We start from the raw sequence: 23,408 nt of genomic DNA, 5'->3' as shown, positions 1-23,408 counted from the left end.
GCGGCCGTCACGCGCGATGCGGGGCGGTATCGCCGATCCAGCGCAGGGCCTCGCCTTGGAACGGGACCTCGGCGTTGAGCTGGCAGAGAACACCGATGCCGACGCCGAAAGCGCGCTGGGCGTGGACGTACTCGGGCGGGAAGGCCAGGCTGAGGCCGACCGGCATCGAGGCGGTCAGCCCTTCGAGCGTGTCGCGGAGAAAGGCGCCGTCGAAAAGGAACGTCTCGGTTCGCACGGCCGCCCCGGAGCGTTCGAAGAGGGCCGTGAGCCGCTCGCCGTCCGCCTTGACGTTGGGCCGCAGGAAGCCGACGTCGCGCAAGACGGCGACGAGTTCGTCCGGGTCCTCGGCGAGGTGGATCAGCATCCAGGTGTGGAGCGGGCTCAGGGCGCCCGGCTCGTGGCGGTACATCGCGCCGAAGTCGAGCACGCCGAGGCGGCCGTCGTCGAGCAGCCGGAAGTTGCCGGGATGCGGATCGCCGTGCAGCATCCCGGTCCGGGGGACGCCGGAGAACAGCAGCCTGGTCAGCAGCAGCCCGGCCCGGTCGCGCCGCTCCCTGCTCCCGGACGCGATGATCCGCGCCAGCGGGGTCCCGTCCGCCCATTCGGAGACGAGGACCCGGCCCTCCTGGAGCAGCACCCCGGGGACGACGAAGTCGGGATCGTCCCGGAAGCCGGACTTGAACGCGGTCTGCGCCTCGGCCTCCCGCGCGTAGTCGAGTTCCTCGGCGAGGCCGTCCATCAACTCGGTGGCGAGCGCCCGGCCGTCCAGCTCGGGCGCGATCACGGACGTGAGCAGGCGCATGGCGACGATCGTCAGATCCCGGTCGCCGAGGAGCTGCTCCCGGGCGTCGGGATACTGCACCTTGACCGCGACGGGACGGCCGTCCGGCCACACCGCACGGTAAACCTGGCCGAGCGAGGCGACCGCGACCGGCTCCGGATCGAAGGAGGCGAAGAAGTCCGGCCAGCCCGCGCCGAGATCGTCCTGCAGAACCCGCCGCACGCGTCCGGCGTCCTCCGGCCGGGCGGCCTCCTGAAGCCTGGACAGCCGCTCCCGGTAGACTGCGGAGACCGGCGGCGGCAGCACCGCCTCGTACACCGACAGGACCTGGCCGAACTTCATCACCCCGCCCTTGAGCCCGCCGAGGACGTCGAAGAGCTGGTCGGCGGTGCGCTCGTGCAGCTGGAGGGAGGTTTCGTCGGTGAGCCGGCCGAGCGCCCTGAGCCCGCCGGCCACGGCCATCCGCCGCCCGGCCCCGAGCGGGATCGCCGACATCCGCGCCAGCCGCGACAGTGCCTGGATTCGCATGCCGACAGCGTCACCGGCGGGCCCGCCCGAGCACATCGCCCCGCGGTCCCCGGCACGCTGTGCCCGTAGTGGCAGCGGACCTGCGACCACAGACCGATGACGTCCCGGACGGGCGCTCCCTAGGATTTGCGCATGCGATGGACGCCCCCGCCCTGGCCGCTGCTGCGCCTGCTGGCCCTGGTGGGGACGTCCTGGGCACTCCTGGCGATCCTGCTGTCCCCGGCCCGGCCGGAACGAACCGCCCTGATCGCTGGATATGCCGCACTATGGGCCTGGCAGGCGATAAGACCGTGGACCCCACCGCCGACGGCAGTGCCCGTCCTCGCACCCCTGCTCCTTCTCGTCATCGTCGCGGCGCCCTCCGCCGACGACGGCAGCGGGTTCCGTCCGTTCCCCTTCGCCGAGGGAACCTACGCCGACGGGGCGCTGGCGGTGGCGAGCGCGCCCGTCTGGATCCACCTCATCGTGCTGGCCCGTGGCCGCGACCTGACCTGGTCGGTCCCGGCGGCCCTGGCGCTGGCGCCCGCCCGGCACGCACTGTCCGGTGGGCTGCCGCTCTGGCCGACCTGGATCATGTGGGGCGTCGGGTTCATGGTGCTCGGCTCGGCGTTCCGGATCCACGGGATGCTGTACGAGGCGCGGCTGGAACTCGCCCGCGAGGCCGTGGCCGAGGAGCGCAGGAAGATCGCCCGCGACGTCCACGACCTGGTCGGGCACGGTCTGGGCGTGGTCATGCTGAACATCACCGCGGCCCGGCTCGCCACGACCAGAGGCGACGCCGAGACGGCGGCCGGGGCGCTGGCGGAGGCCGAACGGGTCGGCCGGCAGAGCGTCCGGGACGTCCACCGGGGCCTCGTCCTGCTCCGCGACCCGGACGCCGGGCGCACGATCGCCCCCGCCCCGCCGACCGCCGAGGACACCGCCGCCCTGGTCGCGGACCTGCGCGCCGGCGGCCTCCCGGTGGAACTCACCACCAGCGGCGACCTCGGCGCGGTGGATCCCGCGGTCGGGCTCGCCGTCTTCCGGGTCGTCCAGGAGTCCCTGTCCAACACCGCCCGGCACGCCCCCGGCGCCGCCGCGACGGTCACCGTGGCGATCTGCGACGGCGCCGCAACGGTGACCGTGACCGACCGGGGCCCGGCACGCCCCCGCTCCACCGGCGGCTTCGGACTGGTCGGAATGCGCGAACGCGTCACCGCCCTCGGCGGCACCCTGCGCGCGGGCCCCGACGGCACCGGCTGGACGGTCCACGCGACCATGCCCCTCACCGGGACGGCCTCATGATCAGACTGCTGCTCGTGGACGACCAGCAACTCGTCCGCGCGGGCCTGGCCCGCATCTTCGACGGCGACCCGGACCTGGAGATCGTCGGCGAATGCGCCGACGGCGACGAGGTGGAACGCGCGGTGTCGCGCTGCACGCCCGACGTCGTCCTGATGGACATCCGCATGAAGCGCCGAGACGGCGCCGAAGCGACCCGCCTCCTGCGGTCGCGCCCCGGAGCCCCACCGGTGCTCGTCCTGACGATGTTCGACGACCCGGAGGTCGTCGCCGCCGCGCTGGCGGCCGGCGCGGCCGGCTTCGTCCTGAAGGACGCCCCCGGCGAGGAGATCATCCAGGCGACCCGCGCCGTCGCCGCCGGAAAGGGCTGGCTCGACCCGGCCATCACCCCGCACGTCCTGCACGCCTACCGGACGACGGCCGTCCCGCGCACGGCACCGTCCGGCGACCTCTCACTCCGCGAACGCCAGGTACTGACGCTCATCGGCACCGGCGCCACCAACCTGGAGATCGCATCCCGGCTCAACATCGCCGAAGGCACGGTCAAGACCCACATCGGCAGCATCTTCACCAAACTCGCCCTCCGCGACCGAGCCGCCGCCGTCATCTACGCCCTCCACCACGGCCTGACCACCGACGAGCACCCATAACCGACACACACCCCGCCGACCCGGCCGACCGCAGGCACGGCAATGACTCCTCGCCACCGGCCTCTCCCGGCCAGAGGCTGCTGAGCCCGGTGGACTACGAGGAACGACACCGCTCCTCGATCACAACCACCTGACCCATCTCACCCGAGCTGTCCGTGCTACGGGGGGAACCTCAGCCAGCCCGCCCGGTGCCTCGGATGCCGCCGGACCCGGGACGCAACTCGGCGAGGTACCACGCCACACGCTGAGCCAGACACGAGAGAACCCCCGCCGGGCGCAGCCAACGACGTGCGTTGTCGGCCGCACCCGCTGGCGATAGTGGCTCCAAGGGGTCTGGACGCTCCAAGTCGGTTTGCCCTCCCTTCGCCGGTCACCCACGCCAACACCAGGGGTCCGCGGGGTGGGTCCGCCCGGCGCCCTGGACCGCCGTGGCTCGTCGAAGGCGCCCGCGGCCTCGGTGCACCGCTCACGGCACGGCTGGCCGATGACGGCATCGCTGCTCAGACCACCTTCGGACCCACACGTGGCCCGCCTGGACGAGGCCGTCGCCGCACTGCACACCCTGACCGAGCACCGCGAGGACCTGGTGCGCAACTGCGCGGGGGGCACCCTCCGGCAGCCCCGAGCTGTGCGCTGCGCGCGCTGGCGGAGCCCCAGCCGCCGAGATCACCGCGGCGGTCGCCAAGTCCCGCACCCTCCCTGACCGACCCCCACGGCACCGGCGGCTTACCGGCGGTCAAGATTCCCGGTGCGCACAGCGGGCGTCGCCCAGTTCCGACCAGCCGCCACGTTCGCCACCTTTTGCGGCGTGAAACCGCTGCACGCCTCGTCCGGAGCCGTCGAACGGCACCGGGCCGCGGGTCAGCAACCGGGTCTCAACTCCGTCCTGCACAGCCTGGAACGACGACTCAGCGACGTTGTCCAAAACATGATCAGAGACACGGATACCTCGCCCGCACAGCCCCGGACGACGCCGACATTGAACGCGGATGCGGCGGCCGCCGGCGGTGGTCGGCCGGGCGTTGGAGGCGCGGGTGCCTCGTTCGTGTAGTCCTGGACAATGCCGGTATTGGACGAGGATGCGGTGGTCGGCGGTGGTGGTCGGCGGGTCGTCGGAAGGGCGGATGCCTTGTCCGTGCGGTCCTGGACGATGCCGGCACGGGGATGCGGCGGTCGGCGGTGGTGGTCGGCTGGTCGTCGGAGGCGCGGATGCCTCGTTCGTGCGGTCTCGGATGACGCCGATATTGAACGGGGAAGCGGTGGTCGGCGGCGGCGGTCGGCGGTGGTGGTCGGTCGGTTGTCGGAGGCGCGGGTGCCTTGTTCGTACGGTCCTGGACGACGTCGGTATTGGACGTGGCAGTGGCGGGCGGCGGTCGTGGACAGGGGTGGGTGCCCGGCGGCGGGCGGCTGGGTGGGGGCGCTATGCGGCTTCGGAACAGGGGGGTGGTCGTTCGGCCGCTGGGGCCGTCCGGCCGACGGGTCGGATTCCGGGTGGAGGGAGGCGGTAGGTGTAGCTCCCGTCCGCGTCCTTGGCGATGTGGAGGCGGCCTGGACTGCTGTGCTTGTACCGGTTGTGCCAGCCGCAGGTGAGGGCGAGCCTGTCGATGTCGGTGGGGGAGCCGAGCGCCCACCCGTCCACATGGTCGATCTCGCACAGGCCGCCGGGGACGTGGCAGCCATGGACGGCGCACGTGGAGTAGAGGGTTTCCAGGACGCGGCGCTGGGCCGAGGTCGCGAACCGTTCAGTGCGCCCCAGGTAGAGGGGCAGGTTCCCGCGTCCCAGCAGGAGGGGCGAGACTCCGGCGTTGAGGGCGATGCGGCGGGCCTGCTCGGCGGGGATCGGCGTCCCGTCGGGCAGTCGGGCGGGAGCGGTGCCGCCGGTGAGGGTGTCCAGGTCGCAGATGACCGTCACCTTTGTGGCGCGGTGGCCGTTCGACAGAACGCCGGTCAGGGCCGCCGCCGTCCGCTCGGAGAGGTCGCGGCGGTCGTCCGTCCCGGCGGGCTTGGCCAGGGGACCGAGGGTGCCCTCCCACAGGGCGGCGTCTTCGGCGTTCAGCCAGCCCTTGATATAGCGGCCGCCGTCCAGGGAACGGGTGGAGTCGATCCAGGAGCGTCCGTAGCCGTGGCGAGCCTCGTCGGGTGCGTGGTCGGTCCCGTCGCGTTCGGCGATCAGCTCGCTGATCCGGCGGCCGAACGAGGCGACCTTTCCGGCGGAGAACTCCCGGTCGACCATGCCCAGCAGGATTTCCTCGGCGGCCCGGCAGTCTTCACCGTCCAGACGGGTGACCGCGCCCGCGATGGTGGCGGCGTACCCGAGCGAGAGATCACCGGTCGCCCAGCGCCTGGTCACCTCGGGGAGGCGGTCGCGTTGGCGCGCCAGGGTGAGGCGCTCTTTCGCGCGGGAGTCGCGCATCCCCAGGCGGTTGCGCAGCCAGGACTGAGTGGAGGGGAACCCCCACAACTGCACTTCGCGGCTCCGATCCACGACGCCGATGAAATCGGATAGGGCCGCTTCGTGCATATCACTGGCGGCGGCAAGTGACTCGGTGAGTTCCATGCACGCCGCCGGCGACTCCGGCGCTGCGCGAGAAGCGAGTTCGGCGGCGATCACCGAGGCGGCGTTCGCCAATTCTATGGTGGACGCCCCTCCGAGATCGACCGCGATTGAACCCATGAATACATGGTACGCGAACCCGACGACAATATGCACTACTAATAAAAAGAATCATGCTCGAAAACATCAACCCCGAACGGTGCATATTCCCCGAATCGGGCCCATGGTACACCTCGCTCGCCTTCGGCCGTCATGACCACCGGCTTGCGCAGCCGACGGCCTATGTCGGTCAAGAGCCGGCACAGGACGTCCACTCCTTATTGGCCCTGCAGTTCGCGAAGGTCGACATCGAAGTCGATCTCCTCGGCGGACCTCGGACGGAAGATCACCAGCACCCTTGGGACCGGCCAGACCTGCAGGTCAGCCGTCCGGACCAGATCGAACAGCGCCTGCCAGTCCTCCACCGAGGTGCCCGCCGCGGGCACATCCGGCAGAGATTTCGGGAGCGGTGTGGTTTCTGAGTGGAGCGTACTGGCGCGGGGCCTTTTCAGTGGATTAGTCAAGTGTTAGAGTCTCGCGAACTCCTGTGGCTATTTCCAGGTCTTCGCGGGCCTCGATCACCAATGTTCGTACAGGGGCGCTGGACGCTGTGATCTCGACGTCCCCATGGGCGGTCGCGTTTCGGTCGGGGTCGATGGAGACGCCCAAGTAGGAGAGGTCCTCCGCCAGGCGCATGCGGACGGACGGGTCGTGTTCGCCGACACCGCCCGTGAACACCAGGGCGTCCAGGCCGCCGAGGGACGCGGTCATCGCGGCGGCGCAGGCGCGGAGGCGGTGGTGGTAGACGTCGAGGGCGGCGAGGGCGATCACGTCGCGGTCGGCGGCCAGGTCGCGGATGCGGCGCATGTCGCCGGTGCCGGTGAGGCCGCGCAGCCCGGAGTCGCGTTCGAGGGTCCGGTTGACGTCGGCGGGGTCGAGGCCGTGCTTGATCAGCCACAGCGGGATGCCGGGGTCGATGCTGCCCGCCCGGGACGCCATGACCAGCCCTTCGAGGGGGGTGAAGCCCATCGTCGTGTCGATCGAGCGTCCCTCGGCGACGGCGCAGAGGGACGCACCCGAGCCGAGGTGGCAGATGACCGTCCGGGTCGGGACGGTGCCGAGCATCTCGGCCATGCGGCGGGCGGCGTAGGAGAAGGAGAGGCCGTGGAAGCCGTAGCGGCGCAGGCCGAACCGTTCGCGCCATTCGGCGGGGAGCGCGTAGGTCGCGGCGGCCGCCGGCAGTGTCGCATGGAACGCGGTGTCGAAGCAGGCGACGGCCGGGACGCCGGGCAGCGCGGACGTGATCTCCGAGAGCGCGTGCAGTGAGGCGGGCTGGTGCAAGGGTGCCAGGTCGGCGAGTTCGTGGAGGCGTTCGGTGACCGCGGCGTCGATGCGCACGGGGGAGGTGTAGTCGGTACCGCCGTGGACGAAGCGGACGCCGATCGCGTCGGGACGCGGCATGTTGGCCGTCACGTCGGCCATCTCGTGTCCCGCCCCCGACTCCTCCGCCAGAACGCGGTCGTCGGTGTCGAGCAGGCTCACCTTCAAACTGCTAGATCCGGGGTTGACCGTGAGAACTCGCACCAGAACACCCCCTCGCGAGCGTCCCGCCCACCAGCGGTTCCGTCGGTAGCCCGCTGGCTGGCGTCGTGCTCGCCAGGGAGCTCCTCGCGAGCGGCTTGCTCGGCGACGATCCCGTCAGGAGCCGTCCGCTCAGCATCATTCCTTTGCTCGTCAGCGACCTCGCTCGTCAGCGGCCTGATCGGCGGCGCCTCGCTCGTCGGCGCGCCGCTCGGCAGCGGTTCCCTCGTTGCTGAGCCTTTTGTCGGCGAGTTCCTTGCGGGCTGGTTGCTGCTCGCTGGGTCGTTCATCAGTACGGCCATGTCCAGTCGCGGATTTCGGGTGCGTCTTCGCCGTGTTCGCGGGTGTGGGCGCGCATGGCCAGGCGCTGGTCGGACATTCGCTGCCGGATGTGGGCGACGCGTCCGCCGAGGGACGGGACGCGGTCGATGACGTCCATCACCAGGTGGTAGCGGTCCAGGTCGTTCAGCATGACCATGTCGAACGGCGTGGTGGTCGTCCCCTCCTCCTTGTAGCCGCGGACGTGCAGCTGAGCGTGTCCGGCGCGCCGGTACGTGAGCCGGTGGATGAGGTACGGGTAGCCGTGGAAGGCGAAGATGACGGGCTTGTCGGTGGTGAACAGGGCGTCGTAGTCGCGGTCCGCGAGGCCGTGCGGATGCTCGCTGGACGGCTGGAGCCGCATCAGGTCGACCACGTTCACGACCCGGACGCGCAGTTCGGGGAACAGCCGCCGCAGCAGGTCCACCGCGGCGAGCGTCTCCAGCGTGGGGATGTCGCCCGCGCAGGCCAGCACGACGTCGGGGTCCTCGCCGCCGTCGGTCGACGCCCACTCCCAGATGCCGATGCCGCGCGTGCAGTGCGCGATCGCCGCGTCCATCGGCAGCCAGTTCAAGGCGGGCTGCTTCCCGGCGACGATCACGTTGACGTAGTCGCGGGACCGCAGGCAATGGTCGCCGACGGACAGCAGCGTGTTCGCGTCCGGCGGCAGGTACACCCGGACGATCTCCGGCTTCTTGTTCAGGACGACGTCGAGGAAGCCGGGGTCCTGGTGGGTGAAGCCGTTGTGGTCCTGGCGCCACACGTGCGACGACAGCAGGTAGTTCAGCGACGCGATGGGCCGCCGCCACGGCAGGTGCCGGGTCACCTTCAGCCATTTCGCGTGCTGGTTGAACATGGCGTCGACGATGTGCACGAACGCCTCGTAGCTGTTGAACAGCCCGTGCCGTCCGGTGAGGAGGTAGCCCTCCAGCCAGCCTTGGCACAGGTGCTCGCTCAGCACCTCCATCACCTGCCCGGACGGCGCCTGGTGCTCGTCCGTCGGGAGGATCTCGCCTTCGAAGACGCGCTCGGTCGCCTGGAACACGTCCCCGAGCCGGTTGGACGCCGTCTCGTCCGCGCCCATGATGCGGAAGTTGGACGGGTTGGCCTTCACGACATCGCGCAGGAACGAACCCAGGGTCCGGGTGGGTTCGGTGAGCGTCGTGCCGGGTTTGTCGACGGGCACGGCATAGTTCCGGAAATCGGGGAGCGCGAGCGGCTTCAGCAGCAGTCCGCCGTTCGCGTGCGGGTTGGCGCTCATGCGCCGCTCGCCGTCCGGTGCGAGCGCCCGCAGCGCCTCGACAGGCCGGCCGTCGGCGTCGAACAACTCCTCCGGACGGTAGGAGAGCAGCCATTCCTCCAGCTGCGCGAGATGCCCGGGGTTGTCGCACACGCCCGCCAGCGGGACCTGATGGGAGCGCCACGTGTTCTCGACCGGCAGCCCGTCCACCTCCTTCGGGCCCGTCCAGCCCTTCGGCGACCGCAGGACGATCATCGGCCAGCGCCGCCGTTCGGATGTCCGCCCCGCTCTCGCGTCCCGCTGGATCCCGGCGATCTCGTCCAGGGCCTGTCCAAGCGCGACGGCCATCTTCCGATGCATGGACGCGGGCTCGTCCCCGCTCACCATGAACGGCCGGTACCCGTACCCGTCCAGCAGCTGGACAAGTTCCTCCTCCGGGATCCGCGCCAGGACCGCCGGGTTCGCGATCTTGTAGCCGTTGAGGTGCAGGATCGGCAGGACGGCGCCGTCCTTCACCGGGTCGAGGAACTTGTTCGAATGCCAGCTCGCCGCGAGCGGCCCGGTCTCCGCCTCGCCGTCGCCGATGATGCACGCGACGACGAGGTCCGGGTTGTCGAACGCCGCTCCGAACGCGTGCGCCAGTGAATACCCCAGTTCGCCGCCCTCGTGGATGGAACCCGGCGTCTCCGGCGCCACATGGGACGGGATGCCGCCGGGGAAGGAGAACTGGCGGAACAGCCGCCGCATGCCCTCGGCGTCCTGTGAGACGTGCGGATACACCTCGCTGTAGGTGCCCTCCAGCCACGCGTTCGCGACCGCCGCCGGACCCCCGTGCCCCGGCCCCATGATGTAGATCATGTCGAGGTCGCGCGCCTTGATCGCCCGGTTCAGGTGCGCGTAGCAGAAGTTCAGGCCGGGCGAGGTGCCCCAGTGCCCGAGCAGCCGCGGCTTGATGTCCCGGCGTCCGAGCGGCTCGCGCAGCAGCGGGTTCGCGAGCAGGTAGATCTGCCCCACGGACAGGTAGTTGGCCGCCCTCCAGTAGGCATCGATCGCCCGCACCTCGTCGTCGGACATCATGGGCTCGGCCATGGCGCGTCCCTCCGCTGTCGGTCCCGCCTCAGGGAGATCACGTCCCCACCATCGGCGCGGTCAACCGTTACGCGGAGCCCATCACACGGCCCGGAACGCCCCCAGGGCCCAAAGTCCCCGGACTCCGAATGCCCCGCCCCCAGCCCGCCCCAGCCCGCCTCCGGGCCTCAGAACCTTCCGGCCTCCGGCTTCAGAGCCTCCGGCCGGGCCTCGACCTCGGAGTGCCCTGGCCTCGGAGCCTCCGGGCCGGGGCGCGTTCGGCGCCCGGCACCGGAGGCGCCGAGACAACAGGGTGGACGCCACCGGTTACAGAGGCGGTTCCCGGGCGCGGGCTCCGCCTCGCCCCCCAGCGAACCGGCGAGGGCGTCTCCTCTGGGCGTGTTGAAGCCTGCCGCCTACTCGCGCGTAGGTTCACCGTGATGGGCGTGTACTCGTCCGACGGTAGGACGGCTGCGACGAATGGCTCACGCAGAGCGATGGATTGACGACGGAAAGCCACGAACTGGGCGCCCGGCTTGTCCCGCGCGGGGGCCGGTGTGCTAGGTAGAGCTGGACGGCTGATCAGGTAGGAGGCGGTATGGGCGGGTTCTTCACCGGACGGACGCTGGCGGACCTCGGACGGGCCCTGCGCTCCGGCGAGGAGACGGCGCAGGATCTGGTCGCACGCGTACTGGAGTCGGTCGACCCGGAACTGAACGCCTTCGTGGACCTCGACCCGGAGCTCGCCCGGGAGAACGCCCGGTGGGCGGACAAGGAGCGGGCGCGCGGCGTCGACCTGGGCCCGCTGCACGGCATCCCCGTCGCGGTGAAGGACATCATCGATGTCGCCGGCTTCCGAACCGGCATGGGGTCGGCGCACTTCGACGGGCACAGGGCCGAGGAGGACGCGGCGTGCGTGCGGAGCCTGCGGCACGCCGGCGCGGTGATCGTCGGCAAGACCGGGACGCAGGAGTTCGCGTTCGGTGCCACCGGCGACGTGTCGGCGAGCGGGCCGGTCCGCAACCCGCACGGCCGGTCGCGCATGTCGGGCGGTTCCAGCAGCGGCAGCGCGGTCGCGGTCGCCGCCGGCATGGTGCCGCTGGCCCTCGGCACCGACACCGGCGGGTCGGTGCGCATCCCGTCCGCGTTCTGCGGGGTGGCCGGGTTCAAGCCGGCGCACGGCGCCGTCCCCGCCGACGGCGTTTTCCCGCTGTCGCGCTCGCTGGACCATGTGGGCGTCCTCGCCGGCACCGCCGCCGACTGCCTGACCGCCTACCGCACGCTGACCACCCTGGCCGAGGCCGGGCCGTCCGAGGGCACGCCGTCCGAGAGCAGGCTGCGCGGCCGGGCCGCCTGGATCGAGCCGCCCGCCGCCGACCCGGAGGTGGTGCGGACGGTCCGGGCCCTGTTCCCGGACGCGCCGGCCGAGCCGCTCGACTTCGCCGGTCTGCGCGAGGTGTTCCTCGCCATCGAGTTCAGCGAGGCGTACGACGTCCACGCCGAACGGATCGCCGACGCGCCCGACCGGTACCTGCCGGCCACGCTCGGACGACTGGAGGAGTCGGGCCGCATGCCGGGGTGGCGGCTCGTCCGGGCGCTGCGCGAACGGGAGCGGTACGCCCGCGAGATCGCCCGGCTGCTGGACCGCTACGACTACCTGGCGATGCCCACGATGCCGATCACCGCACCGGAGATCGGCGCCACGGAGAACGAGTTCGGGCCGCTGACCGCGCTGCTGGTCAGCCTGACCTCGCCCTGGAACGTGCTCGGGCTCCCCGCGCTGAGCGTCCCCGCCGGAACGGTCGGCGGCCTGCCCGTCGCCGCGCAACTCGTCACCCGACGCGGCGCGGAGACCTTCCTCTTCGACGCCGCCGAACGCCTCTCATAAGGAAGGCCGCGCCGTGAAGCACGCCGCGCCGTGAAGGACGGGCTGCCGTGGAGGACGCCGTGTGGTGAGGGACGGCGTGTCGTGAGACGGTTTGTGGCCTTAGAGGTAGAGGCCGAAGAACTCCTCAGGGTGTTCCAGTAGTGGTGGCAAGTCGTCGGAGGTGATCGTCACCAGTTCCTCCCGCGTGGGCGCCACCGCCGATTCCGCGCGCGGCCCCGTCTTGGCCTGCCCTGGCTTGCCCGATGCGGCCTTGCCCGGCGCGCCGGCCTTGCCCGGTGCGGTCTTCGGCTGACCGTCGGCCTTGGCCTGCTCCCGCTGCGCGATGACGGCGGCGGACGCGACCCGGTCCGCCTGGTTGGCGACGGCGACGTCCAGCATGTTGCGCATCAGTCGGCCGTTGCCGAAGGACGGTCCGCGGGGCGCGCGGCGCAGCATCGTCGCGAGCACGTCGTCGGTGCCGGGCGCGAGTTCGAACCCGTCCGCGGCGGCGAGCTGGCCGAACACGGTGATCAGCTCGTCGTCGGTGTAGTCGGGGAAGTGGATCTGCTTGGGGAACCGGGAGTCCAGGCCGGGGTTGGCGGCGAGGAACTCGGCCATCTCCTGCTCGTAGCCGGCGACGACCACCACGAGGTCGTCGCGGTGGTCCTCCATCAGCTTGACCAGTTCGGCGATCGCCTCGTGCCCGTAGTCGCCCTTCAGCGGCGACTGCGTCAGCGTGTACGCCTCGTCGATGAACAGGACGCCGCCGATCGCCCGCTCCACCAGCCGGCGGGTGCGGGGCGCGGTCTGCCCGATGTACTCGCCGACGAGGTGGGCGCGGGACGCCTCGACCAGGTGCCCGGACGACAGCACGCCGAGCCGCTTGTAGATCCGGCCGAGCAGCCGCGCGACCATCGTCTTGCCGGTGCCGGGGTTGCCGGTGAACACCATGTGCCGGGTCGGCGGGGTGATCTTCAGCCCGTTCTCGCTGCGCAGCCGCGCCGCGTGCGTCCCGGCGACGAGCAGCGCGATCTCGTGCTTGACGGTCTCCAGGCCGGTCAGCTCGCGCAGTTCCGCCAGCGGGTTCCCGGTCGCCCGGGAGACGTCCAGGGTGTCGGGGATGTCCTGCTTGCGGACGAGGAGGTCGATCTCCGGCGGCCCGTCCTCCGGAGCGCCGCCCGAGGCCGTGAGCCGCGCCCGTGCCGCGGCGGTGACCTGGTCCGCCAGGTACGGGGCGAGCCGCGCGTTGCGGAGCGTCTGCGTCGGCGGAGTCACCGCCAGCAGCGCGCCCGCCGCCGCGACCGCCTGGCGGGTGCCGCGCGCGCCGTGGGCGGCCAGCGCCCGGCGGAACAGCTCGGCGTGCCCGTCCGCGGTGAACGGCCGGGTCCGCGCGATCCGGAACAGCTGCGGCAGGACGGGGTTGATCTCCCGGATCCGCTCCTCCCCGCCCGTGTCGCACAGCGCCACCAGGTTCAGGTCGGGGTGGACGGCGAGGAGCCGGTGCAGTTCGGCGGCGAGCGCCTCCCCGTTGCCGGGGTCGGTGACGATCCCGTCCAGGCCCTCGATGACGAGCAGCCGGTCGCCGGCGCAGTCGCGGGCGTCGGCGTGCAGCCGGGCGACGGCGTCCGGCAGCCGCTGCCCGGTGTAGAGGTTGTCGGTGACCCAGTGCGGGTCGCGGCCGAACGCGAGCGCCTTCCCGAGCTCCTGCGCCGCGTCGCGCTTGCCGGTGCCGTCCGGCCCGGCCAGCAGCAGCCGGACCGGCTCCCCGCCGCCGGTCAGCTCCGCCAGCACCGCGGCGACCTCCGGCTGCCCGACCAGCGCGCTCGCGAGCTCCGGCCGGACGGCCCGCCCGGCCGTTCCGCCCGCCCCGGCGGATCCGTCCGCGCCGTCCGCCGCGGGCGCCCGGTGCAGCGTCTCGGTCAGCGGGTTCACGACGCGGCGGCGCGGCGCGTACAGGCGCCGCAGGTCGGTCTGGAACTGGCCGACCGGGATCCACTCCGCCTTCGGGAACCACGGGTCGCCCGGCAGCCCCTGCACGGTCGCGATGAACCGCATCGCCATGTCGAGCCAGCCCCGGCACGCGTCCGCCGCCCCCGCGACCAGCGCCCGGACCAGCCACGCCCGCGTCCGCTCCTGCCAGGCGCCGGCCTTGAACCCGCGGCGCTCGGCCGCGAACCGCTGCTGCAGCTCGCCGTAGCGGTCCTCGCCGAGCGCGACCGCCAGCTCCGCCGGGACGTGCTCCATGCTGCCCTGCAGCAGCAGCTGGATCAGGTGGGCCTCGACGGTCTCCTCGCGCGGCGCCACGTCCGTCAGGTGCTCGTAGGCCGCGAGCAGCCCGGCGCACACCCACTCCAGGTAGCCGACCGGGCCGAGCAGCTCCGGCACCGCCGCGACGATGTCGTCGCCGGCGTGCGCGTGCCAGTGCTCGCGCAGCTCCGCCTTCGGCAGGCCGATCTCGCACTCCGGCGGATCGTCGTAGAGCCGCAGCAGCGCCTTGCGGCGCTCCTCCAGCGGCTCGATGCCCTCCAGTGCCGCCAGGCAGTCGCGGGCCAGCTCGATCGCGAGGCCCCGGTCGGGTGCCTCGATCAGCCAGTCCACCGGCGGCCGCCACCGGCCGCCCGGGGCGTCCCAGCGGGTCATCCGGGTGCTGAGCGGCCCCGGATTGACCAGGTGCCGGTGCAGCAGCCGCTCCGGCAGCTGCGACCACGAGCCCGCCTTGATCGCCCCGCCGCCGGGCAGGAACGCCAGCATGCCGAAGATCTCCGCGGTGACGAGCGACGCCGGCAGCGTCAGCAGCTTGTGCTCGTCGGTGGTCAGCTCCGCGGCCCGCGGATCGGCCGCCAGCCCGTCGATCCGCGCCGCGATCTCCTCGAACAGCCCGTCCGGGACACGCCACGGGCCGTGCGAGTAGACGTCGAGCACCGGCTCGTCGGTGAGCAGTAGCCCCAGATGGTCCGGCAGCCGCAAAGAACACCCCTCAAGAACGGTTAAAGCAGGGGTACAGCCTATGTTTTCCGGGGGACTGCTGCCGTCTCGCCCTCGCGATCCGCGGCACCGGATGCGACACTTCTTCGCGTTCCTCTCCGCGGTGCTCACGCGTGCCGGAGGGACTCCACGGCCAGCCGGGCCGCCGTGCCGATGACGGCGTCGGCCCGCGGCAGGACGGCGACCGGCAGCGTCGACCGGGTGAACACCGCCACGGCGTAGCGGGCGCCGTCGGGGTACTCGACCGCGCCGACCTCGTTCCGGACGGTCGGCAGCGTGCCGGTCTTGCCGCTGACCACGACGTCGTCGTAGGGGAAGCCGGACGACAGCCGGTGCGGCCACACCTGCAGGCCGAGCAGCCGCCGCATCGCCGCGCAGTGCTCCGGCGGCGCGGCCTCGTCCCGCCAGATCATCGCCAGCAGGCGGGTCATGTCGCGCGGCGTGCTGCGGCTGGTGCGGGCCGGGTCGAGGGCGCGCAGCCGGCCGAGGACGCCGGGCTCGTCCAGCCGCGCCCACACGTCCGCGAAGGTGGCCGCGCCCGCGTCCGCGAGCAGGGATTCGTGCAGTTCGCGGCCGCTGACCTCGACGGCCGTCCCGCGCAGCCCGAGGTCGGCGGCCGCCGCGTTCACGGCGTCCCGGCCGACCCGGTCGAGGACGGCGTCGGCGGCGGCGTTGTCGCTCACCGTGATCATCAGGCAGGTGAGGTCGCGCAGCGACATGCGCACCTCGTCCAGCAGCGCGGACACCCCGGTCGGCCCGGCGGTGCGGTCGCCCGGCGCCAGCGTGACCTGCTCGGCCGGGTCGAGCAGCCCGGCGGCGGCCCGCCGGTGGAACGCGACCAGCAGCGGCACCTTGAACACCGACGCGAGCACCACCGGCTCGCCCGCGCGGACGGCGACCTCCCGCCCGGTGTCCATGTCGGCGACGTGCAGGAACCCCGTCACCCCGGCCGCCCGGAACTCCGCCTCGATCCGCCCCGTGACCCCCCGCCCCGCGTCGCCCGTGCCCGTGTCGCTCAGGCCCGTGCCACGCGAGAACCCGGCGTCCCGGTTCGCGTCGCTCATGCCAGTCTCCGGTGGGGGGCCGACCCCCCACACCCCCCGGTTCGCTTCGCTCATGCCAGGAATCCCGAGGACGGGCGCGGGACGACGCGGCGCGCGGGGGCGGGGTCCAGCGGCTCCATGCCGGCCTCGCGGCGCAGCACCGCGGTCGCGACGGCGGTGAAGTCGGCGATCGCGCGGGCGTGGCCGGGGTCGCGGGTCCGCCGCCACGCGCACGACGCCCGCCCGGCCAGCGGCTCGCCCACCAGTGGCCGCCACGTCGTGCCGGGCGCGTCCGCGGTGCGCGGGACCAGCGCCACCGCCGTCCCCGCGAGGACGAGCCCGAGCGCGAACTCCGGGTGCCGCACCTCGTGGACGGCGGCGGGCGCGTACCCGTGGCGGCGGCAGGAGGCGAGCAGGTCGTCGTGGGCCCCGGGCGCCTCCTCGCGCGGGGGCGTGACCAGGTCGCGGCCGGTGAGGTCGGCGAGGTGCACCTCGGGGGACGCGGCGAGGTCCGCGCCGGCGGGCAGCAGCACGCCGAGCCGCCGGCCGAGCATCGGGCCGAGCTCCAGGCCGCGCGCGTCGCACGGGTGCCGCACCACCCCGGCGTCCAGGGTGCCCTCGGCGAGCGCCCGGAGCTGCTCGGCCGTGCCCGTCTCGCGCAGGTCCAGCCGCAGGTCGGGGCGGCGCTCGCGGAACGCGGCGATCAGCGCGGCGACGACCCGGCCGCCGAGGTCGCTCGGCAGGCCCGCGCGCACCGTGCCGTCCGCGCCGAGCCGGGCCCGCTCGGCGAGGGAGTAGACGCGTTCCACGCGGGCGAGGATGTCACGGGCCTCGTCCAGCAGCAGCCGTCCCGGCGCGGTCAGCTCCACCTTCCGGCTGGACCGGTCGAACAGCCGCACGCCGAGCTCCCGCTCCAGCCGCTGGATCCGCTGGCTCAGCGGCGGCTGGGCCATGCCGAGCCGCTCCGCCGCGTGGCCGAAGTGCAGTTCCTCGGCCACCACGACGAAGCACCGCAGATGCCCCACGAGGTTCACGACCAGCGATGATACCGATTCGGATATACCTGTGACATTAATATCAATCTTGGACTTTCCGGGCGGCGCCTGATGTCCTTGTGCCTCCATCTCAGGGGGAAGGGAGTTCGACGATGCGCCGATCCCGTGTGCTGACCGTCGCCGCGGTCGCGGTGGCGGTACTGATCGTGGGGGCGGGAACGGTGTGGTTCCTGCGCGACGGAGAGGATCCGAAGGACGCCGCGCGGCAGTACCTGGCGGCCTGGAGCGGCGGCGACCTCGCCGCGATGAAGCTGCTCACCGACCGTCCGCCCGCCGACTTCGACCAGCGGTTCAGCAAGATGCGCGAGGAGCTGGGCGTCACCGCCCAGCGCTACACGGTCGCCTCGGTGGGGGATCCGGACGGCGACAAGGCCGGCGGGTCCTACAGCGCCGAGCTGACGCTCGCCGGTGACCGGAAGTGGACGTACGAGGGGCAGCTCCCGCTCGTCAAGCGGGACGGCACGTGGCTCGTCCGCTGGTCGCCGCAGGTGATGTACCCGGCGCTGGAGGAGGGGCAGCGGCTCCGCGCCGCCCGCGCCTGGCCCGACCGGGCGTCCGTGCTGGCGGCGGACGGCAGCGACCTGAGCGGCTCGGAGTCGGGTTCCGCGCGGCAGCTCGCCGGGCCGGTCGGCGCCGCGTCCGACGAGGCGGCCAAGAGGCTCGGCGCCCCGTACCGCAAGGGCGACCTGGTCGGCGCGGACGGCCTGCAGCGGCAGTACGAGCGCCGCCTCGCCGGCACGCCCGCCCTCACCGTCCAGATCGTGGACGCCGAGAACAACCCGGTCAAGACGCTCAAGCGGTTCGGCGGCACGGACGGGGAGCCGCTGAAGACGACGCTCGACCCGAAGGTGCAGGCCGCCGCGGGCAACGCCCTCGCGAGTGTGGACAAGCCCGCGTCGATGGTGGCGCTGCGCCCGTCCACCGGCGAGATCCTCGCGGTCGCGAACAAGCCCGGCGGCTACAACCGGGCGCTGATGGGCCAGTACCCGCCCGGCTCCACGTTCAAGGTCGTCACCGCCGCCGCCCTCGTCGCGGACGGCATGTCGCCGGCCACGAAGGTCGGCTGCCCCGCCACCACCACGGTCAACGGCCGGTCGTTCCACAACTACCAGCACGAGGACTTCGGGACGATCCCGTTCCGCGAGGCGTTCGCGCACTCCTGCAACACCACGTTCGCGCGCCTCGCCGTGGACAAGCTGGGCGAGGAGCGGCTCGCGCAGGTCGCGGCGCAGTTCGGGTTCAACGTCCCGATCATCGCCGGGCTCCCCGCCGTCCGGGCCGCGTTCCCCGCCAACAAGGACGACACCGCGTTCGCGTCCGCGTCCTTCGGCCAGGGCAAGGTGCTGACCAGCCCGCTCAACATGGCGGGCGTCGCCGCCGCGGCGGCCGACGGGACCTGGCGGTCGCCCCGCCTGGTCGACGCCGCCGTCGCCGCGCAGGCCGCCGACGCCAAGGGCCGCAAGCCGGAGGCGCCGAAGAAGCTGGAGCCCGCCGTCGAGAAGGCCCTGCACGCGCTGATGCCCGCCGTGGTCAGCGAGGGCACCGCGTCCGGCGTCGGCTTCCCGGCCGGCACCGCCGGCAAGACGGGCACCGCCGAGTTCGGCTCGGGCGAGAACCCGCCCACCCACGCCTGGTTCATCGGCTACCGCAAGGACGTCGCCTTCGCCGTGATCGTCGAGGGCGGCGGCACCGGCGCCGAGGCCGCCGCGCCCATCGCCGCGAAGTTCCTCAAGGGGCTGTGAGCAGGATGCCGGAACGGCTGTGCCGCCGTGGCCGCCGTCCGAGGAGGGCGGCCACGGCGTCGCGGCGGGGAGCAGGGTGTCAGCCGGCGGGGCGCAGGGCGCGGGCGAGGACGCCGGCGGTGCGGGCGATGGCCGTGTCGTCGGCCTCCGCGTCCGGGGTCCGCTTGTTGGTCGTGATCACGATGATGAGCGGCGCGCCGGCCTTCGGGTAGGCGATCGCGATGTCGTTGGCGGTCCCGTAGGTGCCGCCGGTGCCCGTCTTGTCGCCGACCGTCCAGCTCTTCGGCAGCCCGGCGCGGATGCGCTTGTCACCGGTCACGGTGGCCTTCATCCAGCCGACGAGGCGCTCCCGGTCGGCCGGGACGAGCGCGTTCCCGGCGGTGAGGGCGCGCAGGTCGTTCGCCCACGGGCGCGGCGCGGTCGTGTCGCGCCGCTCGCCCGGCCTCCAGTCGTTGAGGGCGGTCTCCCAGCGGTCGCTGCGGCTGACCCGGTCGCCGAGGGAGCGGAGGAAGGCGGTGAGGCCGACGGGGCCGCCGATCTGCCTCAGCACGAGGTTGCCGGCGGTGTTGTCGCTCTCGGTGATCGCGGCATGGCACAGGTCCGCGACCGTCATGCCGGTCGCGACGTGCTTCTCGGTCACGGGGGAGTAGTCGACGAGGTCGGCCTCGGTGTAGTGGACGACCTTGTCGAGGAGCCCGGGGGCGCTCTGCCGCGCCTTCCGCAGGACCGCGCCGCACGCCATCGCCTTGAACGTGGACGCGAACGGGAACGTCTCGTCCGCCCGGTGGGAGACGGTGCGGCCGGTGCCGGTGTCGATCGCGAAGGCGCCGATGCGCGCCTGGCGGGTCTTTTCGAGGCGCGTCAGCTGCTTCGTCACGTCGGCCTGCGCCGCCGCGTTCTGCGGAGCCGTGCCCTGGGACGCGGTGCCCTGGGACGCCGTGAGCGGGGACGTGTTGCTCTGCGGCGCCGCGGTCCTGGCGTCCGGGCCGGTTCCCGCACCGCAGGCGGCGACGGCGGAGAAGGCGGAGACGGCCAGGGCGGCGGCGAGCGTCCGGACGGCGGGAGCGTGTTTCGTCATGCCGGTGAGCAGACCAGAGCCGCGGCGGCGAAGTCCAATATTGATATGGGTTCCCGAACGATATGCGCCCCCATATGAGTGCGCCGTGACCTGCCCTTACCCGCGGGTCACAGCCAGTCGCGGACCTTGAAGATCACATAGAGTGCGCTGCTGCAGAGGACGATGATGACCGCGGCGGCGATGAAGCCGTCGTGCCGGGAGAAGCCGGGATAGGGCACGTTCATCCCGTAGAACCCGGTGACGGCGGTCGGCACCGCGATGATCGCCGCCCAGCTCGTGACCTTCTTCATCACCTCGTTCATCCGGTTGCTCTGCAGCGCCAGCCGCGTGTCGAGCAGGTCGGCGACGAGGTCGCGCAGCGCGTCCGTCCACTCGCCGACGCGCAGCGTGTGGTCGTAGACGTCCTGGAAGTAGGGGACCAGCGGCGCCGGGACGAGCCCGAGGTCGCGGCGCAGCAGCGTGTTGAGCACCTCCCGCATCGGCAGCGCGACCCGCCGCATCTTGGCGAGGTTCTTGCGCAGCCGGTAGCTGCGCCGCTGGATCTCCTTCACCGGGAACTCGTCGCCGAACACCAGGTCCTCGACCGCGTCGGCCTCGTCGTCCAGGGCCTGCACGGCCGCGAGCTGCAGGTCGATGACGAAGTCCAGCATCCCGTAGAGCAGGAACGCGGCGGTCGGCTCGGCGAGGCCGGCGTCCGGGCTCTGATCCCAGCGTCCGATCAAGGAGTCGATGTCGATGCCGCCGTCCTGCCGGACGGTGACGAGGGCGCGCTCGGCGATGAACGCCGAAAGTTCGTGCAGCGACAGTTCCCCGCCGTCCACGTGCGGGACGTAGACGTTGAGGAACGCGTACCCGTGGTAGCGGTCGAGCTTCGCCCGCTCGTGGCGGGACACCGCGTCCTCCACGGCGACGGGGTCGAGGCCGAGCTCGTCGCTGACGACGTGCAGGTCCTCGTGGCGCGGCGCGGTCAGGTCGAGCCAGACGACGGTGTCCGCGCGCTCCAGGTGGTCGCTGATCTCGGGCACGGGGAACCCCTCCGCGACGACCCTCCCGTTGCGCCAGGCCCGCGTCCGGGGCGGCGCCGTGCCGAGTCGGTTCTCCGGATGCCCCGTGATATCGCACTCGGACGGATGGGATCCCATGCGACCCTTATACCCGCCTTCGCGGGGGCGGGGCGGTGGAGTCGCGCACGATGAGCTCCCCGGGCAGCACGCGCGGCGCGGGCCGGCCGCCGGCGAGCCGGTCCAGCAGCGCGGTCATGCCCTGCGCGCCGAGTTCCTCGGCGGGCAGCCGGACCGTCGTCAGCTCCGGCTCCAGCGCGGTGGCGAGCAGCACGTCGTCGAACCCGGTGACCGACAGCTCGGCCGGGACGTCCAGGCCGAGCGCCCGCGCCGCCTTGTAGGCGCCCGCCGCGATCAGGTCGTCGTCGCACACCAGGACCGTCGGCGGGCGGGGCGCCGACAGCAGCCGCACCGCGGCGTCCTTCGCGGACGCGACGTCGATCGCGCAGGAGTCGCGGGCCAGGACGCCGCCGGGCAGATCCGCGACGGCGGCGGCGAGGGCCGCGGCGCGGGCGCGGAACGTCCACTGGTCGACGGCGGCGGCCACATGCCCGAACCGGCGGTGGCCGAGGCCGGCGAGGTGCCGGGCGATCGCCCGCATGCCGTCCGCGACGCCGAAGTCGACGGTCGGGACGTCGCCGTCCGGGCCGCTGTCGAGCATCACGGCGGGCGTGCCGCGGAACCGGGCGAGCGCGTCCGGGGCCAGCGAGGACGCGAGGATCCCGTCGATGGCCTCGGCCGACCCGAACGGGCCGCCGGCGGGCCCCTCCGCGTCGTCCGGCCAGGTGGAGACGACGACGCCGAAGCCGTGCCGGGACGCGACCCGCGCCGCGCCCGTGTAGACGGGGCCGAAGAACGGCGCGGTCAGGGTCGGGACCATCAGCAGGACGGTCCGGGTGGTGCCGAGCCGCAGGTTGCGGGCGGCCCGGTTGGGCCGGTAGCCGAGCCGCTCGGCCGCGTCCCGCACGCTCCGCGCCGTCACGGGGGAGACGCGCCCGCTCCACTTCCCGCCGAGGACGAGGGACACCGTGGACTGCGAGACCCCCGCCTCATGGGCCACGTCCTTGCTGGTGGGACGGCCGATCGCCGGCATCGGCACCTCCCTGGGCGGACATCGCGACGAAAACAGACTAGAGCGGAAGGCCCCGGAAGTGGTACGTATGACCAGTCGAGTACTACGTATGACGGGAATCTTCGGGGGCCATCGGATGCGCGGCTATGTCGTCTTCCTGCGGAGGCCGCACGCGGCGCGGCTGCTCGGCGGCACGCTGCTCGGCCGGCTGCCCAACGGGATGGGCATGCTCGCCGTCGTCCTGCACGTCCGCGCCGACGACGGCGGCTACCCGCTCGCCGGGGCGCTCGCGGCGCTCCTCGGCCTCGCCACCGCCGCCGGGCAGCCCGTCCTCGGCCGCGTCATGGACCGCTACGGCCAACCGCCGGTCCTGCTGCCCGCCGCCTGCGCCGCCGCCGCGGGCTTCGCACTGCTCGCCGCCGCCGGCGCCCGCCCGCTGCCGGTGGCCGTCGCCGCCGTGGTCCTCGCCGGGTTCGCGACCCCGCCGCTGGAGGCGGGGCTGCGCGCGCTCTGGCCGGACGTCCTGGACGGCCAGGAGCAGGTCGACGCCGCCTACGCGCTCGACGCCGCCGCCCAGGAGATCCTCTTCACCGCCGGGCCGCTGCTCGTCGTCGCCGCGGCGGCCGTGAGCACCGAGGCCGCGCTGCTGCTCACCGGCGCGCTCGGCATCGCCGGGACGCTCGTCGTCGCGGCCTCCGGGCCGTCCCGCCGGTGGCGCAGCGAGCCGCGCGCCGCCGACTGGGCCGGGCCGCTGCGCTCCCCGGGCCTGCGGGTGCTGCTGCTGTCGCTGGCCTGCGCGGGGATCGCGCTCGGCGTCTACGCCGTCGCCGTCGTCGCCTACGCCGAGGAGCAGGGCAGCGACCTCGCGTCCGGGCTGCTGCTGGCGTGCATGGCGGCCGGCGCCCTCGTCGGCGGGATCTTCTACGGCGCCCGGCCGTGGGCGGGCGAGCCGCACCGCCGGCTGCGCTGGCTGCTGGCCGCGCTCGCCGCCGGCTACGTCCCGCTCGTCCTCGCGCCCGGCCTGCCCGTCATGTCGGTGCTGGCCTTCGTGTCCGGGGTGTCCCTCGCCCCCGTCCTGGCGTGCAGCTTCGCGCTCGTCGACCGGCTCGCCCCGGCGGGGACGGTCACCGAGGCGTTCGCGTGGGTCGTCGCCGCGGTCGGCGCGGGCGGCGCGCTCGGCTCGTTCGTCGCCGGGATCGGGCAGGACGCGGCGGGTGTCCCGGGCGCGTTCGCCGGCGCCGGCGTAGGCGGCGTCCTGGCCCTGACCCTCTGCCTGCTGGGCGGCCGGACCCTCCGCCCGATCCCCCACCCCCAACCCGCCCCCACCCTCCGTTGATCTGCGGCGTGTTGTTGTTATGAGCCGCTCATACACTCCGACGCGAAGGCGTTCTTCTGCTTCGAGGGGACGCCGGAGCTGCCGCTCGGCGAGATGGGGTACGCCGGCTTCGAGCAGGCCGACGGCTGC

The 23,408-nt window shown here is 73.0% G+C and carries 17 protein-coding genes; 7 read left to right on the top strand and 10 right to left on the bottom strand.

Annotated elements, in window-relative coordinates; translation table 11 throughout:
- Positions 1-7 precede the first annotated feature (7 nt).
- The gene (locus ABZ806_RS36425) at positions 8-1,309 is read right to left on the bottom strand and encodes an ABC1 kinase family protein (protein ID WP_500222595.1); all 1,302 of its coding nucleotides are present in this window, start codon (positions 1,307-1,309) and stop codon (positions 8-10) included.
- Between the two features lie 132 nt (positions 1,310-1,441).
- Between ABZ806_RS36425 and ABZ806_RS36420 the strand changes: the two genes are divergently transcribed.
- The 3 genes from ABZ806_RS36420 (at position 1,442) to ABZ806_RS36410 (ending at position 4,291) form a co-directional block, all read left to right on the top strand.
- Complete coding sequence (locus ABZ806_RS36420) at positions 1,442-2,593, top strand: sensor histidine kinase (RefSeq protein ID WP_500222593.1); 1,152 nt, start codon at positions 1,442-1,444, stop codon at positions 2,591-2,593.
- Positions 2,590-3,240, top strand: a complete 651-nt coding sequence (locus ABZ806_RS36415) for a response regulator transcription factor (RefSeq protein ID WP_500222590.1) — start codon at positions 2,590-2,592, stop codon at positions 3,238-3,240. The genes ABZ806_RS36420 and ABZ806_RS36415 overlap by 4 nt, the downstream gene beginning before the upstream one ends.
- Before the next feature lie 748 nt (positions 3,241-3,988).
- Positions 3,989-4,291, top strand: coding sequence for a transposase (locus tag ABZ806_RS36410; RefSeq protein ID WP_500222588.1), 303 nt, complete (start codon positions 3,989-3,991; stop codon positions 4,289-4,291).
- A 369-nt stretch (positions 4,292-4,660) separates the two neighbouring features.
- Here the strand turns inward: ABZ806_RS36410 and ABZ806_RS36405 are convergent, their stop codons facing one another.
- Positions 4,661-5,914: an HNH endonuclease signature motif containing protein gene (locus ABZ806_RS36405; RefSeq protein WP_500222585.1), complete on the bottom strand. Its 1,254-nt coding sequence runs from the start codon at positions 5,912-5,914 to the stop codon at positions 4,661-4,663.
- A 53-nt stretch (positions 5,915-5,967) separates the two neighbouring features.
- Between ABZ806_RS36405 and ABZ806_RS36400 the strand changes: the two genes are divergently transcribed.
- Positions 5,968-6,315, top strand: coding sequence for a hypothetical protein (locus ABZ806_RS36400; RefSeq protein ID WP_500222583.1), 348 nt, complete (start codon positions 5,968-5,970; stop codon positions 6,313-6,315).
- A 34-nt stretch (positions 6,316-6,349) separates the two neighbouring features.
- On the opposite strand, the gene ABZ806_RS36395 is transcribed toward ABZ806_RS36400, so the two are convergent.
- Entirely contained in the window at positions 6,350-7,375 is a 1,026-nt protein-coding gene (locus ABZ806_RS36395; RefSeq protein ID WP_500222580.1) for an acetate/propionate family kinase, read from the bottom strand.
- A gap of 328 nt (positions 7,376-7,703) precedes the next feature.
- Positions 7,704-10,061 (bottom strand): phosphoketolase family protein, encoded by a 2,358-nt coding sequence (locus tag ABZ806_RS36390; RefSeq protein ID WP_500222577.1) that lies wholly within the window; start codon positions 10,059-10,061, stop codon positions 7,704-7,706.
- 577 nt (positions 10,062-10,638) lie between these two features.
- Here ABZ806_RS36390 and ABZ806_RS36385 point away from each other — a divergent pair.
- Entirely contained in the window at positions 10,639-11,928 is a 1,290-nt protein-coding gene (locus ABZ806_RS36385; RefSeq protein ID WP_500222574.1) for an amidase, read from the top strand.
- 99 nt (positions 11,929-12,027) lie between these two features.
- Here the strand turns inward: ABZ806_RS36385 and ABZ806_RS36380 are convergent, their stop codons facing one another.
- The 3 genes from ABZ806_RS36380 to ABZ806_RS36370 all read right to left on the bottom strand — a co-directional run bounded on the left by ABZ806_RS36380 (position 12,028) and on the right by ABZ806_RS36370 (position 16,969).
- On the bottom strand, positions 12,028-14,874 hold the full coding sequence (locus tag ABZ806_RS36380; protein ID WP_500222571.1) for an AAA family ATPase: 2,847 nt from the start codon (positions 14,872-14,874) through the stop codon (positions 12,028-12,030).
- A 125-nt stretch (positions 14,875-14,999) separates the two neighbouring features.
- Complete coding sequence (locus tag ABZ806_RS36375) at positions 15,000-15,956, bottom strand: serine hydrolase (protein WP_500222567.1); 957 nt, start codon at positions 15,954-15,956, stop codon at positions 15,000-15,002.
- Positions 15,957-16,006: 50 nt separating this feature from the next.
- Positions 16,007-16,969 carry a LysR family transcriptional regulator gene (locus tag ABZ806_RS36370; protein WP_500222564.1) on the bottom strand — a complete coding sequence of 321 codons (963 nt, stop codon included), beginning with the start codon at positions 16,967-16,969 and terminating at the stop codon, positions 16,007-16,009.
- 113 nt (positions 16,970-17,082) lie between these two features.
- Between ABZ806_RS36370 and ABZ806_RS36365 the strand changes: the two genes are divergently transcribed.
- Positions 17,083-18,732: a penicillin-binding transpeptidase domain-containing protein gene (locus ABZ806_RS36365; RefSeq protein ID WP_500222560.1), complete on the top strand. Its 1,650-nt coding sequence runs from the start codon at positions 17,083-17,085 to the stop codon at positions 18,730-18,732.
- A 79-nt stretch (positions 18,733-18,811) separates the two neighbouring features.
- Here ABZ806_RS36365 and bla read toward each other — a convergent pair whose 3' ends face one another.
- From bla to ABZ806_RS36350, 3 genes are all read right to left on the bottom strand, one after another.
- A complete protein-coding gene (bla, locus tag ABZ806_RS36360) occupies positions 18,812-19,810 on the bottom strand; it encodes a class A beta-lactamase (protein WP_500222558.1) in 999 nt (332 codons plus the stop codon).
- Positions 19,811-19,917: 107 nt separating this feature from the next.
- Positions 19,918-20,835: a magnesium transporter CorA family protein gene (locus tag ABZ806_RS36355; protein WP_500222555.1), complete on the bottom strand. Its 918-nt coding sequence runs from the start codon at positions 20,833-20,835 to the stop codon at positions 19,918-19,920.
- A 124-nt stretch (positions 20,836-20,959) separates the two neighbouring features.
- Entirely contained in the window at positions 20,960-21,964 is a 1,005-nt protein-coding gene (locus ABZ806_RS36350) for a LacI family DNA-binding transcriptional regulator (RefSeq protein ID WP_500222552.1), read from the bottom strand.
- Between the two features lie 88 nt (positions 21,965-22,052).
- Between ABZ806_RS36350 and ABZ806_RS36345 the strand changes: the two genes are divergently transcribed.
- Complete coding sequence (locus ABZ806_RS36345) at positions 22,053-23,279, top strand: MFS transporter (RefSeq protein WP_500222549.1); 1,227 nt, start codon at positions 22,053-22,055, stop codon at positions 23,277-23,279.
- Positions 23,280-23,408 lie beyond the last annotated feature (129 nt).

It is taken from the genome of Spirillospora sp. NPDC047418, from assembly GCF_040643275.1.
Lineage (GTDB): Bacteria > Actinomycetota > Actinomycetes > Streptosporangiales > Streptosporangiaceae > Spirillospora.
This window is presented reverse-complemented; position numbering and strand designations above follow the sequence as displayed.